This is a genomic window from Pseudomonas sp. H9 (assembly GCF_004353925.1).
GTDB lineage: Bacteria > Pseudomonadota > Gammaproteobacteria > Pseudomonadales > Pseudomonadaceae > Aquipseudomonas.
Genome location: NZ_SMOK01000024.1, coordinates 107,047 through 120,680 on the forward strand (window position 1 = coordinate 107,047; position 13,634 = coordinate 120,680).

General features: G+C 57.6%; 16 protein-coding genes, 1 tRNA gene and 1 pseudogene. 13 read left to right on the top strand and 5 right to left on the bottom strand.

What is annotated here, in order from left to right:
* The first annotated feature begins 66 nt into the window (after positions 1-66).
* Positions 67-1,041 (top strand): nucleoside hydrolase, encoded by a 975-nt coding sequence (locus E1573_RS18980; RefSeq protein WP_133216119.1) that lies wholly within the window; start codon positions 67-69, stop codon positions 1,039-1,041.
* Here E1573_RS18980 and E1573_RS18985 read toward each other — a convergent pair.
* Entirely contained in the window at positions 1,013-1,219 is a 207-nt protein-coding gene (locus E1573_RS18985; RefSeq protein WP_133216120.1) for a hypothetical protein, read from the bottom strand. The genes E1573_RS18980 and E1573_RS18985 overlap by 29 nt on opposite strands.
* Positions 1,220-1,409: 190 nt before the next feature.
* Here E1573_RS18985 and E1573_RS18990 point away from each other — a divergent pair, with 190 nt between their 5' ends.
* Positions 1,410-1,712, top strand: coding sequence for a hypothetical protein (locus tag E1573_RS18990; protein ID WP_133216192.1), 303 nt, complete (start codon positions 1,410-1,412; stop codon positions 1,710-1,712).
* 145 nt (positions 1,713-1,857) lie between these two features.
* Positions 1,858-2,169 (top strand): I78 family peptidase inhibitor, encoded by a 312-nt coding sequence (locus tag E1573_RS18995; RefSeq protein WP_133216121.1) that lies wholly within the window; start codon positions 1,858-1,860, stop codon positions 2,167-2,169.
* Positions 2,170-2,295: 126 nt separating this feature from the next.
* Here the strand turns inward: E1573_RS18995 and E1573_RS19000 are convergent, their stop codons facing one another.
* Both E1573_RS19000 and E1573_RS19005 read right to left on the bottom strand, forming a co-directional pair.
* On the bottom strand, positions 2,296-2,508 hold the full coding sequence (locus E1573_RS19000) for a cold-shock protein (RefSeq protein ID WP_007956027.1): 213 nt from the start codon (positions 2,506-2,508) through the stop codon (positions 2,296-2,298).
* A gap of 159 nt (positions 2,509-2,667) precedes the next feature.
* Positions 2,668-2,967, bottom strand: coding sequence for a hypothetical protein (locus E1573_RS19005; protein ID WP_133216122.1), 300 nt, complete (start codon positions 2,965-2,967; stop codon positions 2,668-2,670).
* Between the two features lie 333 nt (positions 2,968-3,300).
* Between E1573_RS19005 and thrS the strand changes: the two genes are divergently transcribed.
* The 9 genes from thrS to E1573_RS19055 all read left to right on the top strand — a co-directional run bounded on the left by thrS (position 3,301) and on the right by E1573_RS19055 (position 10,771).
* Entirely contained in the window at positions 3,301-5,223 is a 1,923-nt protein-coding gene (gene thrS / locus E1573_RS19015) for a threonine--tRNA ligase (protein WP_133216123.1), read from the top strand.
* Positions 5,223-5,774, top strand: coding sequence for a translation initiation factor IF-3 (gene infC, locus E1573_RS19020; protein ID WP_177494592.1), 552 nt, complete (start codon positions 5,223-5,225; stop codon positions 5,772-5,774). The genes thrS and infC overlap by 1 nt, the downstream gene beginning before the upstream one ends.
* 60 nt (positions 5,775-5,834) lie before the next feature.
* Positions 5,835-6,029, top strand: coding sequence for a 50S ribosomal protein L35 (gene rpmI, locus E1573_RS19025; protein ID WP_009394045.1), 195 nt, complete (start codon positions 5,835-5,837; stop codon positions 6,027-6,029).
* Between the two features lie 28 nt (positions 6,030-6,057).
* On the top strand, positions 6,058-6,414 hold the full coding sequence (rplT, locus tag E1573_RS19030) for a 50S ribosomal protein L20 (RefSeq protein WP_010222414.1): 357 nt from the start codon (positions 6,058-6,060) through the stop codon (positions 6,412-6,414).
* A gap of 102 nt (positions 6,415-6,516) precedes the next feature.
* Positions 6,517-7,533, top strand: coding sequence for a phenylalanine--tRNA ligase subunit alpha (gene pheS / locus E1573_RS19035; protein ID WP_133216125.1), 1,017 nt, complete (start codon positions 6,517-6,519; stop codon positions 7,531-7,533).
* Positions 7,534-7,569: 36 nt separating this feature from the next.
* On the top strand, positions 7,570-9,945 hold the full coding sequence (gene pheT, locus E1573_RS19040) for a phenylalanine--tRNA ligase subunit beta (RefSeq protein WP_133216126.1): 2,376 nt from the start codon (positions 7,570-7,572) through the stop codon (positions 9,943-9,945).
* Positions 9,946-9,948: 3 nt separating this feature from the next.
* Positions 9,949-10,251 carry an integration host factor subunit alpha gene (ihfA, locus tag E1573_RS19045; protein WP_002553164.1) on the top strand — a complete coding sequence of 101 codons (303 nt, stop codon included), beginning with the start codon at positions 9,949-9,951 and terminating at the stop codon, positions 10,249-10,251.
* Entirely contained in the window at positions 10,232-10,588 is a 357-nt protein-coding gene (locus E1573_RS19050) for a MerR family transcriptional regulator (RefSeq protein ID WP_010222411.1), read from the top strand. Before ihfA ends, E1573_RS19050 begins: the two co-directional genes overlap by 20 nt.
* A gap of 106 nt (positions 10,589-10,694) precedes the next feature.
* A tRNA-Pro gene (locus E1573_RS19055) sits at positions 10,695-10,771 on the top strand.
* A gap of 677 nt (positions 10,772-11,448) precedes the next feature.
* Here the strand turns inward: E1573_RS19055 and E1573_RS27020 are convergent.
* A pseudogene (locus E1573_RS27020) lies at positions 11,449-11,859 on the bottom strand (hypothetical protein); the annotation flags it as partial.
* Between E1573_RS27020 and E1573_RS27025 the strand changes: the two are divergent.
* Positions 11,851-12,060: a hypothetical protein gene (locus tag E1573_RS27025; protein ID WP_256659579.1), complete on the top strand. Its 210-nt coding sequence runs from the start codon at positions 11,851-11,853 to the stop codon at positions 12,058-12,060. The pseudogene E1573_RS27020 and the gene E1573_RS27025 sit on opposite strands and share 9 nt — an antisense overlap.
* 652 nt (positions 12,061-12,712) lie before the next feature.
* On the opposite strand, the gene E1573_RS27125 is transcribed toward E1573_RS27025, so the two are convergent.
* The gene (locus E1573_RS27125) at positions 12,713-13,426 is read right to left on the bottom strand and encodes a hypothetical protein (RefSeq protein WP_165957361.1); all 714 of its coding nucleotides are present in this window, start codon (positions 13,424-13,426) and stop codon (positions 12,713-12,715) included.
* Positions 13,427-13,634: the final 208 nt, after the last annotated feature.

Sequence of the window (13,634 nt, forward strand, 5' to 3'; positions counted from 1 at the left end):
TGCCCCTACAGGTGCTATGGAATTAGCTCGCCTGACGTTCGCTTAATGGAATAAGGAGTACTGCTGATGCCTGTGTTGTCGGCACGTGTCGCACCCACGGCACCGCTCGATCTGATCATCGATACCGACCCCGGCGCTGACGACGTGGTGGCCTTGCTGCTGGCCATGGCTTCGCCTGATGTCTTGAGGATTCGCGCCATCACTACGGTGGCCGGTAATGTGCGGTTGGATAAGACCTCGCGAAATGCACGGCTGGCCAGGGAGTGGGGTGGGCGTGAAGACATTCCGGTGTACGCAGGGGCGTCCAAGCCGTTACTGCGCCCGCCTATCTATGCCGCCAACATCCATGGTGATGAAGGGCTGCCGGGCGTGGTGGTGCACGAGCCCGCACAAGGCCTGGCCGATGGCAGCGCCGTGCAGTACCTGGTGGACACCCTGAGCGCAGCGCAACCGCACAGCATCACCCTGGCTGTGTTGGGCCCGCAGACCAACCTCGCCCTGGCGCTGATCCAGGCACCGGCAATCGTCCGTGGCATCAAGGAAGTGGTGGTGATGGGCGGTGCCCACCTCAATGCGGGCAACATCACGCCAGTGGCCGAGTTCAACCTGTATGCCGATGCAGAAGCGGCCGAGGTGGTGCTCAATAGCGGCGTCGAGCTGACCTATTTGCCGCTGGACGTCACCCACAAGGTGCTGACCAGCGATGCGCGCTTTTCGCAACTGGCTGCAATAGGCAACCAGGCCAGCCAGTTGGTGGTGGACATTCTCATGGAGTACATCAAGGCTGACATGCAACGCTACGGCATGACGGGTGGCCCGGTGCACGACGCGAGTGTGATCGCTTACCTGATCAAGCCGGAGTTGTTCAAGGGAAGGTCGGTCGAACTGCAGGTGGACCGTCGCCAAGGCGCCACCTACGGGCAGACCATCGTTGTCGAGTACACGACCCCGGAGCAGCCTGGCAACGTCGTCTGGATCGAAGACGCTGATGCCCAGGGCATTTTTGACCTGCTCAGTACGCGGCTTGCGTGTCTGAAGTAGCGTGCTCGAAGCGTTCGAACACCTGATCGACAAAGCCGCGTGCGGCCTCATGTCCCAGGTCTTTGACCAACAGGTCGACGGCAATCAGCATCAGCTCTTCGGCACTGGCGGGGCTGAAGGCGCTCTGGCCTTCTGGCCATTTGACCTTGATGTCGGCATCGATAATGTGGCTTGTCATGAGCTATACCGGAATGAAACTGCGCGCACTGTGGATTCAAATACCTGCCCTGGCGTTTGAAGGGGAGGCTTGATTGCGCTCTGCCCAAGGCAGCAGTAAATCATGCCGATGCCGGTCAAGGCACTGCAACTTAGGCATAAGCACACGGGTCGTGGCAAACTAACGGTTTCCAGCGGGGCGCAACAGTGTGGTGCAAATCGATTTGAACAATCCTGAACAGTTCACCCTGGAGGCTGTGCGCCACTTGCTCGGTGCTGGCAGCAATGGGGTGCACAACCAATTGCGCGTCAACCGTGGTGGTATCGCCTGGCTGTCGCAGGTGGTGGGAAGCCGTGAACTGGACGGCCTGGCCTTTCGTCTGGAAACCTGGGCGGCCGGTTCCGGTTGTGTGGGCGAACAGGCGGTAGCGGACGAGCGCTGGGTTCAGCAGGTGTTCAATGCCTTGCGAGCGAACTGGCCGACCCCGTCGAGCGATTACATCGACCTGTATTGAGTGGCGCTCAAGCGTGTGCAAAATCCGGTGACGATTGCACTTTTACCTGAGTGCGCTGGCTCAGGCAGACTTGACGGGTTTTGCAACAAAAAATCAGCGAGACTGTCAGATAGACAGCAGCATTCCCGTATCCAAAGGAGGATTCATGTTCCGTGCATCATTGATGAGCCTGTTGGCGGTCGCCGTACTGGCTGGCTGCAGCAACACCGGTGGTTCGTCGTCGAAGGCGCCAGAGGCTGTGGCGAACAATGACGGACGTTGCCAGGCAAGCGGCGCTGAGTTCGCAATCGGCAAGCAAGCCACCCCTGCCTTGGTTGAGCAAGCCCGCAAAGCCAGCGGCTCGCAGATTGCGCATGCCCTTGGCCCGCGTGATGCCATGACCATGGATTACCGCTCCGAACGCCTCAATCTGCACACCGATGCCCAGGGTGTAGTTATTCGCGTCAACTGCGGCTGACCACCTGTAGGAGCGGGCTTGCCCCGCGATGCGATATGACGAATAGATCGCTATCGCGGGGCAAGCCCGCTCCTACAGGCACAAAAAAACCCGCCACATGGGCGGGTTTTTTTATTCGGTCAGAGATTACTCTGGACGAACTTGTGCAGCCTGCATGCCCTTCTGGCCTTTTTCGGCAACGAAGGAAACGGTCTGGCCTTCCTTCAGGCTTTTGAAACCGTCGGTTTCGATAGCCTTGAAGTGAACGAACAGGTCGTCACCGCCACCTTGTGGAGTGATGAAGCCGAAGCCTTTTTCATCGTTGAACCATTTTACGGTGCCGGTTTGGCGATTAGACATGGGTGTATCTCCAGAAACATGATTTTCAGTAGTGCGGTGTTGCCGAGGCCAACAGGGTGCACGCTGACCATCATAGTCTAATTATGGGTTTGTATCCCCTTTTACCTTCGCAGAATGCTGATCTGGAGCAATTGAGCGATGGGTAAAGGCCGCAAGGGCCTAGTTTTTCGGCTTGCAGGCCGCTGCAATTTTTTCTTGGGCGCGCTTCATTGTGTCGGCATCGACGCCATCGCTGCTGTCCAGATCTTTGATTTGCGCATCGCTGAATTCTTTTTCCAGCACGTTGCCGGCACAGCTGCAATGCCGTTCGGCGTCGGCCTTCGACATGGTTTTCTGTTGCGCTTGGGCTTGAGTGACACAGGTGGCCTGGTAATTGGCGGGCAGTTTGCCGGCAGTGGCGCTCAGCGGCAGCAGCAGGGCAGAGGTGGCCGCCAGGGCCAGAAGAGACTGAAATCGCATAACCAAACACTCCTTGGGGTTTAGTCTCACAAGAGTAGGACGCTTCACAGCGTCAGAGCGAAAATTTTCCCGCCAAGTTCCCCGCAACCGCCGCAAAGCTTTGTGCTAGCATGCTTGGCTTGCGTTCACCTCAAGCTTTCTCTTGTAGCTTGCGGCTTAGAGCGCTTAACTTTTTTACTATTCCAGTCACTCTGGTTCGTTCCCTGGCAGGCTTTCGGGCTTCTGCCACTGTGAGGCAGGCTTTGCATGTGCAAAGACAGGGGCGGATCGCGTACTGGCTCATCCCAACCCACGTGACCTTTGGTAGGGGTCACCACTAGGAGAGGAGGCGCCATGCCCGTTATTACTCTTCCCGATGGCAGTCAACGTTCGTTCGACGACGCCGTAACCGTTGCCCAGGTAGCCGCGTCCATCGGTGCTGGCCTGGCCAAGGCCACCGTTGCTGGTAAAGTCGACGGCAAGCTGGTCGACGCCTGCGACCTGATCGACCACGATGCCAGCCTGCAAATCATCACGCCCAAGGACGAAGAGGGGCTGGAGATTATCCGTCACTCGTGCGCCCACCTGGTTGGCCACGCGGTCAAGCAGCTGTACCCGACGGCGAAAATGGTCATCGGTCCGGTCATCGATGAAGGCTTCTATTACGACATCGCCTACGAGCGTCCTTTCACGCCTGAAGACATGGCGGCGATCGAGCAGCGCATGCAGCAGCTGATCGACAAGGACTACGATGTCATCAAGAAGGTCACCCCGCGCGCCGAGGTGATCGAAGTGTTCAAGGCCCGTGGCGAAGACTACAAACTGCGCCTGGTCGAAGACATGCCTGATGAGCAGGCCATGGGTCTGTACTACCACGAAGAATACGTCGACATGTGCCGTGGCCCGCACGTGCCGAACACGCGTTTCCTCAAGTCCTTCAAGCTGACCAAGCTGTCTGGCGCCTACTGGCGCGGCGACGCCAAGAATGAGCAACTGCAGCGCGTCTACGGCACCGCTTGGGCCGACAAGAAGCAGCTGGCTGCCTACATTCAGCGCATCGAAGAAGCGGAAAAACGCGATCACCGTAAAATCGGCAAGCGCCTGGGCCTGTTCCACCTTCAGGAAGAAGCGCCGGGCATGGTGTTCTGGCACCCTAACGGCTGGACCCTGTACCAGGTACTGGAACAGTACATGCGCAAGGTACAGCGTGAGAACGGCTACCAGGAGATCAAAACACCGCAGGTGGTTGACCGTTCGTTGTGGGAAAAGTCGGGCCACTGGGCCAACTACGCCGACAACATGTTCACCACTCAGTCGGAAAACCGCGACTACGCCATCAAGCCGATGAACTGCCCATGCCACGTGCAGGTGTTCAATCAGGGGCTGAAGAGCTACCGCGAGCTGCCGCTGCGTCTGGCTGAGTTCGGTGCCTGCCACCGTAACGAGCCTTCGGGTGCCTTGCACGGCATCATGCGTGTGCGTGGCTTCACCCAGGACGACGCGCACATCTTCTGTACTGAAGAGCAGATGCAGTCTGAGTCCGCTGCGTTCATCAAGCTGACCATGGATGTTTACGCCGACTTCGGCTTTAAAGACATCGAAATGAAGCTGTCCACCCGCCCTGAAAAGCGCGTGGGTTCCGATGAACTGTGGGACCGCGCTGAAGCGGCCCTGGCAGCAGCGCTCGACAGCGCCGGCCTGCCATATGACTTGCAGCCAGGCGAGGGTGCTTTCTACGGTCCGAAGATCGAGTTCTCGCTCAAAGACTGCCTGGGTCGTGTCTGGCAGTGTGGTACCCTGCAGCTCGACTTCAACCTGCCGATCCGTCTCGGCGCCGAGTTCGTCTCTGAAGACAACGGCCGTAAACATCCGGTGATGCTGCACCGCGCCATCCTCGGTTCGTTCGAGCGTTTCGTCGGAATTCTGATCGAGCACTATGAAGGCGCATTCCCGGCCTGGCTGGCGCCAACCCAGGCGGTGATCATGAATATCACCGACAAGCAGGCTGAATTTGCTCAGAATGTTGAAAAAACTCTCAATGAAAGCGGATTCCGTGCCAAGTCCGACTTGAGAAATGAGAAGATCGGCTTTAAAATCCGCGAGCATACTTTGCTCAAGGTCCCTTACCTTTTGGTTATAGGGGATCGTGAGGTCGAAACGCAAACCGTCGCTGTTCGAACCCGAGAAGGTGCTGACCTTGGCTCGATGCCGGTCGCCCAGTTCGCGGAGTTCCTTGCGCAGGCGGTTTCCCGGCGTGGTCGCCTAGAATCGGAGTAATTACTATTAAGCGTGATATGAGAAACGATAAACGAGCTGCACCGAAAGCCCCGATCAACGAGAATATCTCGGCACGCGAGGTTCGGTTAATTGGCGCTGACGGCGAGCAGATTGGCATCGTCTCGATCGATGAAGCGCTTCGTATCGCTGAAGAAGCGAAGCTGGATCTGGTAGAGATTTCTGCCGACGCGGTACCTCCGGTATGCCGCGTCATGGACTACGGCAAGAGCCTTTTCGAGAAGAAAAAGCAGCAAGCCGCAGCCAAGAAGAATCAAAAGCAGATCCAGATTAAAGAAATCAAGTTTCGTCCAGGGACGGAGGAAGGGGATTACCAGGTAAAACTACGCAACCTGGTACGTTTCCTTAATGATGGGGACAAGGCCAAGATCTCTTTGAGATTCCGCGGCCGTGAGATGGCTCACCAGGAGCTGGGCATGGAGCTGTTGAAGCGGGTTGAAGCTGACCTTGCTGAATACGGCACCGTTGAGCAGCATCCGAAGATGGAAGGACGCCAGCTTATGATGGTCATCGCCCCCAAGAAAAAGAAATAACCACCAGGGCACGGCAGGCCTTGCGGTTATGTTTATCCACTGAATGCGGAGTATCCGAACATGCCAAAAATGAAAACCAAAAGCGGTGCAGCGAAGCGTTTCTTGAAAACCGCTTCTGGCTTCAAGCACAAGCACGCTTTCAAGAGCCACATCCTGACCAAAATGTCGACCAAGCGTAAGCGTCAACTGCGTGGTAGCAGCCTGCTGCACCCGTCGGACGTTGCAAAAGTCGAGCGCATGCTGCGCGTACGTTAATTTCGGTCAAAGATAGAGGAAGTTACTCATGGCTCGTGTAAAGCGTGGCGTCATCGCTCGTAAGCGTCACAAGAAAATTCTGAAACTGGCTAAAGGCTACTACGGCGCACGCTCGCGCGTATTCCGTGTTGCCAAGCAAGCGGTCATCAAGGCAGGCCAATACGCCTACCGCGACCGTCGCCAGAAAAAACGTCAGTTCCGCGCTCTGTGGATCGCTCGTATCAACGCTGGTGCGCGTATCAACGGTCTGTCCTACAGCCGCCTGATCGCTGGCCTGAAAAAAGCGTCGATCGAAATCGACCGTAAGGTTCTGGCTGATCTGGCAGTGAACGAAAAAGCGGCGTTTGCTGCGATTGTCGAGAAAGCTAAAGCCTCGCTGGCTTAAGTACCCCGACAATCACCCGGCGTCATTTCCGGCGCCAGGTGTTAACGTCTTAATAGGGGAAGAGCCTGCGCTCTTCCCCTATTTTGTATCTGGAGTCTGTACATGGAAAACCTGGACGCGCTGGTCTCCCAAGCCCTGGAGGCCGTGGAACGCGCTGAAGACATCAATGCCCTGGAACAGATCCGGGTTCAATTCCTTGGCAAGAAAGGCGAGCTGACCCAGGTGATGAAGACCCTGGGCAATCTGCCTGCCGAAGAGCGGCCAAAAGTTGGCGCGCTGATCAACGACGCCAAGGAACGCGTCACCGAAGTGCTCAACGCGCGCAAAGCAGCCTTCGAAGAAGCTGAGCTCAGCGCCCGTCTGGCGGCCGAGTGCATTGATGTGACCTTGCCGGGCCGTGGCCAGACCTCCGGTGGTCTGCATCCGATCACCCGTACCCTGGAGCGCATCGAGCAATTCTTCACCCACATCGGCTACGGCATCGCCGAAGGCCCAGAGGTTGAAGACGACTACCACAACTTCGAAGCCCTCAACATTCCCGGCCACCACCCGGCCCGGGCAATGCATGACACCTTCTATTTCAATGCCAACATGCTGCTGCGTACCCACACCTCGCCGGTGCAGGTACGGACCATGGAGTCCAGCCAGCCGCCTATTCGCATTGTCTGCCCGGGCCGCGTCTATCGTTGCGACTCGGACTTGACCCACTCGCCGATGTTCCATCAGGTCGAAGGCCTGCTGATCGATCGCGACATCAATTTCGCCGACCTCAAAGGCACCATCGAAGAGTTCCTGCGGGTGTTCTTCGAAAAGGAACTGGCGGTGCGTTTCCGTCCGTCCTTCTTCCCCTTCACCGAGCCTTCGGCTGAAGTCGACATCCAGTGCGTGATGTGCAGCGGCAAAGGCTGCCGTGTGTGCAAGCAAACCGGCTGGCTGGAAGTCATGGGTTGCGGCATGGTTCATCCGAACGTGCTGCGCATGTCAGGCATCGACCCTGAAGAGTTCCAGGGCTTTGCCTTCGGCATGGGCGCCGAGCGCCTGGCCATGCTGCGTTACGGCGTCAACGATTTGCGCCTGTTCTTCGACAACGACTTGCGGTTCCTTGCGCAATTTCGCTAGGTCGCGCACCCGTAACGAATCTTTCAGGAGAGCAGGATGAAATTCAGTGAAAAATGGCTGCGCGGTTGGGTCAACCCGCATGTATCCCGAGACGAGCTGGTTGCACGTCTTTCCATGGCCGGTCTTGAAGTCGACAGCGTCACCCCGGCTGCCGGTCAGTTCAGTGGCATCATCGTCGGTGAGGTGCTGAGCACCGAGCAACACCCAGACGCCGACAAGCTGCGTGTGTGCCAGGTCAGCAGCGGCAGCGAAACTTTCCAGGTGGTGTGTGGCGCGCCTAACGTGCGCCCAGGCCTGAAGATCCCGTTCGCCATGATCGGTGCCGAACTGCCGGGCGACTTCAAAATCAAGAAGGCCAAGCTGCGTGGCGTTGAATCCAACGGCATGCTGTGCTCGGCTGCCGAGCTGCAGATCAGCGAAGAAAACGACGGCCTGCTGGAATTGGCTGCCGATGCGCCGGTTGGCGAAGACATTCGTGTGTACCTCGACCTGGACGACGCCAGTATCGAAGTCGACCTGACTCCGAACCGCGGCGACTGCCTGTCCCTGGCGGGTCTGGCGCGTGAAGTGGGTGCCCTGTACGCAGAACCCGTTACCCGTCCACAAGTGCCTGCCATCGCGGCCGTACACGACGAAGTGCGCCCAGTTGAAGTACTGGCGCCAGCGGCGTGCCCACGTTACCTGGGTCGCGTCATCCGCAATGTCGACCTGTCGCGCCCAACCCCGCTGTGGATGGTTGAGCGTCTGCGTCGCGCCGACGTCCGTAGCATCGACGCTGCTGTCGACATCACCAACTACGTGATGCTCGAGCTGGGCCAGCCGCTGCACGCCTTCGACCTTGCCGAAATCAACGGCGGCATTCGCGTACGCATGGCCGAAGAGGGCGAGAAGCTCGTTCTGCTCGATGGTCAGGAAGTCGCTCTGCGCAGCGACACCCTGGTCATTGCTGACCACACCCGCGCCCTGGCAATCGCCGGCGTCATGGGTGGCGAACACAGTGGCGTGTCGACCAAGACCCGCGACATCTTCCTCGAAAGCGCCTTCTTCGAGCCGATTTCCGTAGCTGGCAAAGCCCGTTCCTATGGCCTGCACACCGATGCCTCGCATCGCTACGAGCGTGGTGTAGATTCGCAACTGGCGCGTGAAGCCATGGAGCGCGCTACCGGTCTGCTGCTGGACATCGTCGGCGGCGAAGCCGGCCCGGTTATTGAAACTGTCAGCGAACAGCACCTGCCCAAGGTTGCGCCCGTGACCCTGCGTTCCGAGCGTATCAACCAGATGCTCGGCATGGACATGGACACCGCCGAAGTCGAGCGCCTGCTCAACGCCCTGGGTCTGAAAACCAGCGGTGAAGCCGGGCAGTGGCAGGTCGAAGTACCTAGTCATCGTTTTGACATCAGCCTGGAAGTCGACCTGATCGAAGAGCTGGCCCGACTGTACGGTTACAACCGCCTGCCGGTTCGCTACCCGCAAGCGCGCCTGGCCCCGCAGGCCAAAGCCGAGGCCCGTGGCGAACTGCCGGCGCTGCGTCGTCTGCTAGTTGCCCGTGGCTATCAGGAAGCGATCACCTACAGCTTCATCGACCCGAAACTGTTCGAGCTGTTCAGCCCAGGCGTTGAGCCGCTGCTGCTGGCCAACCCGATCTCCAGCGACATGGCCGCCATGCGTGCATCGCTGTGGCCGGGCCTGGTCAAGTCGCTGCAGCACAACCTTAACCGTCAGCAAGACCGCGTGCGCCTGTTCGAAAGTGGCCTGCGCTTTGTGGGGCAGCTTGAAGGCCTCAAACAGCAGCCAATGCTCGCTGGCGTTGTGTGCGGCAGCCGCCTGCCAGAAGGTTGGGCCAACGGTCGCGACACCATCGACTTCTTCGATGTGAAAGCCGACGTAGAAGCGCTGCTGGGCTTCTCCGGTTCGTTGGCCGAGTTCAGCTTTGTACCGGGCAAACACCCGGCGCTGCATCCAGGTCAAACCGCCCGCATCGAGCGTGACGGTCGCGAAGTCGGCTACCTGGGTGCCATTCACCCGGAACTGGCCAAGACCCTCGGCCTGGATCGTCCGGTGTTCGTTTTCGAGCTGGTGCTGGGTGAAGTGGCCGAAGGCCGCCTGCCGACATTCAGCGAACTGTCGAAATTCCCGGAAGTCCGTCGTGACTTGGCCTTGGTTGCAGGACGTGATGTTGCTTCGAGCTCGGTGCTTGAAGTAATTCGTGACAATGCAGGCGAATGGCTGACAGACCTCAGGCTGTTTGATGTTTATCAGGGTAAAGGCATTGATCCTGATAGAAAAAGCCTCGCAGTAGGCTTGACCTGGCAGCATCCGTCGCGCACTCTTAATGACGAAGAGGTGAATACCGCAACGCAAAACATCCTCACCTCGCTCGAACAAAGGTTGAACACCACGTTAAGGAAATAGCGTATGGGTGCTCTGACGAAAGCTGAGATGGCTGAACGGCTGTACGAGGAGCTGGGCCTGAACAAGCGTGAAGCCAAGGAATTGGTTGAGCTGTTCTTTGAGGAAATCAGGCACGCTCTAGAAGACAACGAGCAGGTCAAATTGTCCGGATTCGGCAATTTTGACCTGCGTGACAAGCGTCAGCGGCCGGGCCGCAACCCCAAAACGGGGGAAGAGATCCCGATCACGGCGCGTCGAGTCGTCACCTTTCGTCCAGGGCAAAAGTTGAAAGCCCGAGTTGAGGCCTATGCTGGAACCAAGTCATAACGACGAGCTTCCGCCGATTCCAGGCAAACGTTACTTCACCATTGGTGAAGTGAGCGAGCTTTGTGCGGTAAAACCGCATGTGCTCCGCTACTGGGAGCAGGAATTCCCGCAACTCAACCCGGTGAAGCGCCGCGGTAACCGGCGGTACTATCAGCGCCAGGATGTGCTGATGATCCGCCAGATCCGCGCGCTGCTGTACGACCAGGGCTTCACCATCGGCGGGGCGCGTTTGCGCCTCTCTGGCGATGAAGCCAAGGACGACACCACCCAGTACAAACAGCTGATCCGGCAGATGATTGTCGAGTTGGAAGATGTGTTGGTGGTGCTGAAGAAGTAGCCCATACCGGGCCGGGAATTTTGGAAAAAATGCTTCCATAATTCAAAAGGTTAGGGTACATTCTTCAACGTTCTCAGCAATTAGGAGATCATGCTTCAAGCCCAGTCGGGGCGTAGCGCAGCCCGGTAGCGCACTTGCATGGGGTGCAAGGGGTCGAGTGTTCGAATCACTCCGTCCCGACCATTAAATTCAATGACTTAGGCCAGTTTCGTAAGAGCTGGCCTTTTTCATGTGCGTGACATTTGCGTGACTTCTCAGGATTTTACGCCTGCCTCCTCTTCAATATTGTCAGTACCGGCCCGAGAGAATCGGTAGCCGATACCTTATTTACCGCCTCGATTAGAACCGCTGTTCGCCGCCGAGCTTGTAGGACCAGCAGAATGGCTCGCTTGGTGCTGGGCGACAGGGGCATCAAGTAGACCCTGCCAGAACTCTGCGTGTGGTGACGGGCAGGGGTGGGCTTGGTACGGGAGCAGCTTCACCAGGCGCTCAACTTCATCGCGCGGCACACTGACCATCTGTTCGATGTTGCTGGATCGGTTTTCTGTGGGCATGGGGATACCTCGTCGGGCTGGCTTGATTCTGTGGCGTTGGAGTCGGCTACGCTTAACGTACTGCAGAGAGGTGCGCGTTATGAGCGAGAGTGCCAATAAAGCGATGCTAATGTCGGGTTGTGCGGGCTGCGGGGAGGCAATGAACTTCGACCCCGATGACCCAAGGCCTGAGTTTGAGTTCCAGTGTGAGCACTGCCAAAAGATCAATATCGTGATCTGGGGGGTAGGTGAGCCGCCTCACTGGTATACAGAAATCAAACCAAACTCACACGGTGCCGATGCTTCGGCGCAATAGGTTGTGGGTGGTTAAGCCGCCATCAGCAGCGCCTCAATCACCCTCTGGCCAGCCAGTGGTGGAACAGCGTTACCAGCCATGTGCATGGTCAGCAGGTGGTTGTCCGGGCGCAGCGTGTCAGCCGGGAACGACATCGCGGCCAGGGCCTCGTTGGCAGTGAGTATCTGCATGTGATCACCGTCGACCAATGCCCAGCGGTCCAGGGTGGTGATGGTGCCGATCGGGCGGTTTATGTCGCGCCCGGTGATCCACATGCAGCCCTGCATCTGGTCCATGATGCCGCTGGCATCGTTGTCGATGTGGAAGGCCCGGAGCTTGCCCGGGGCCAAGAAACACTTGTACCCGCTGCCGCCATCTTCTCCGATCAGACCGGTCTGCATCTCGTGTTCCATCCAACCCATGGGCTCCAGCTCATGGCCGCGTATCACAAGGCCAAGAAGGTCGATGCCATGGGCAAGCTGGTGCCGCTGATCGCCACTCAGGTGCCGAACCTCTTCTGGTACAAGGCCGTCACCGTTTGGGCTATTCCGCCAGTGAAGAGGGGCAGGCTTCATCCGGAAACGAGATCGCGAGCCGATCGGCCCGAGAGCGCACAGAGTTCGAATCACTTAACGCTGCCGTGACCGGTCACCTGAGGGGTGGAGAATTGCCTGATGACGCAGGGCAAGCCAGGCGCGAGCAGTACGTGAAGCGCCCCACAGACATGATCGTGCTACCGCCTGGGTTTTACGACATCAACACCTGGGACAGCCAGGGCCTCACAGGACCACTTAATGGCGCTGGAGGAAGGCCATCGAGAAGGTGTTGGACGAAATGGTGGCCGAGGCTTTGGCTGTGGCTGGCAAGATTCTTCGGGAGGAAAGCGTTCTGATGGCAGATGCCGCTTGACACCTGTGCAACGGTGCAACATTGTTTCTCGTCCTGACATTCCTGCGCGTGTTGAGGATTGATCGCAAAAGCCTCGCCAGAGAAATCTGCCGGGGCATTGTCGGCTTTGGCTTAGGAGGAATTATGTCCAGAGCACAACGCCGACACGATACACGCCGAATTAAGGCTCGCTTTTACCTGAAGCAGCGAGCCTATGAATCATGGGTAACCAGTGAGCACAACGCTGGGTTATTTGCTAATCATGGCAAGGTCTGCTCATGCTGGATGTGCGGAAACCCGCGCCGATCTGGCGAGCTCACTATGCAAGAAAAACGGGCGAACCTACACGATATCGAGTGACAACCAAGAGTCGGCCATTTAGTCGGTTTTTTGCTTCGGGTTTGACAATCATCCGTCAACTTCAGGCTGTTTATGCATTTTTTTGCACGTGGAAGAGTTGAAAATTTCGACCATGAGTTCGTGAGTCTCTTGGCTGTCGAGCTTATCAAGTCCCAACTTTTCTCTTCCGCCTAGGGATATTTTTTTGATCTCTTCAGCATTCGGTAAAAAGCCGGTGCTCCGAGTAAACTCCTGCGCATAACTGGTAATTTCGTAGAGCGCCTGGGTTTGCGAGAGCCGTTGTGCAGATAAGTTGCACTTAATGATTTCTAGGTAGTCGTCTTCGTTGTTGGAGCAGCCCGAGATCACTGCTGCCATAACCCCTAACATGAATAGCTTTTTCAATCTGCGTCCTTGATTCGAATTGCCTGCTTGAGACACGAATGATCTCAGAGTGCTATCGGGCTTGTGAAGGGCTTGCCGTGGTGAGCTGACGTCCCCGGTACGCTTTGATGCCCATTGAAGGTGCGATTCACGGAAGGCGGGAAAGACCGCATACCAATTCAGGGCCTCGACATTGATCGGGCCCTTTCTGTTTTCGGCTCCACCACGCCCATCGCTTTGAGCAGGGAGTGCTGCTGGGGCCGTTCCAAACCTAGTGATGCCAATGGAGTCGAGCGCATGGAGTATTTGCACCGCCTGCTCGAAAAGCTCGACTGGGCCAGTTGGTGGCACCGGGACGAACTGACAGACCGAAAAGGCGTGGTTGCTGTTCCTGTCCACGGGCGCCGCCTGCGCGCACTACCTGACCGGCATGGTCGAAGAAAAGCTCAACGCAGTGTCCAGGATAAGTTGACCACTACATTATGGAGCTGGCGAGACAGACCTGTAGAGAGGATTACAGGAACTCGGTTCCTCCGACAGAAACCCGGTGACTCTTGAGCCCAACCCCACACTGTTTCAGCGCCCTGCGCGTTGAACATCGCAGCTA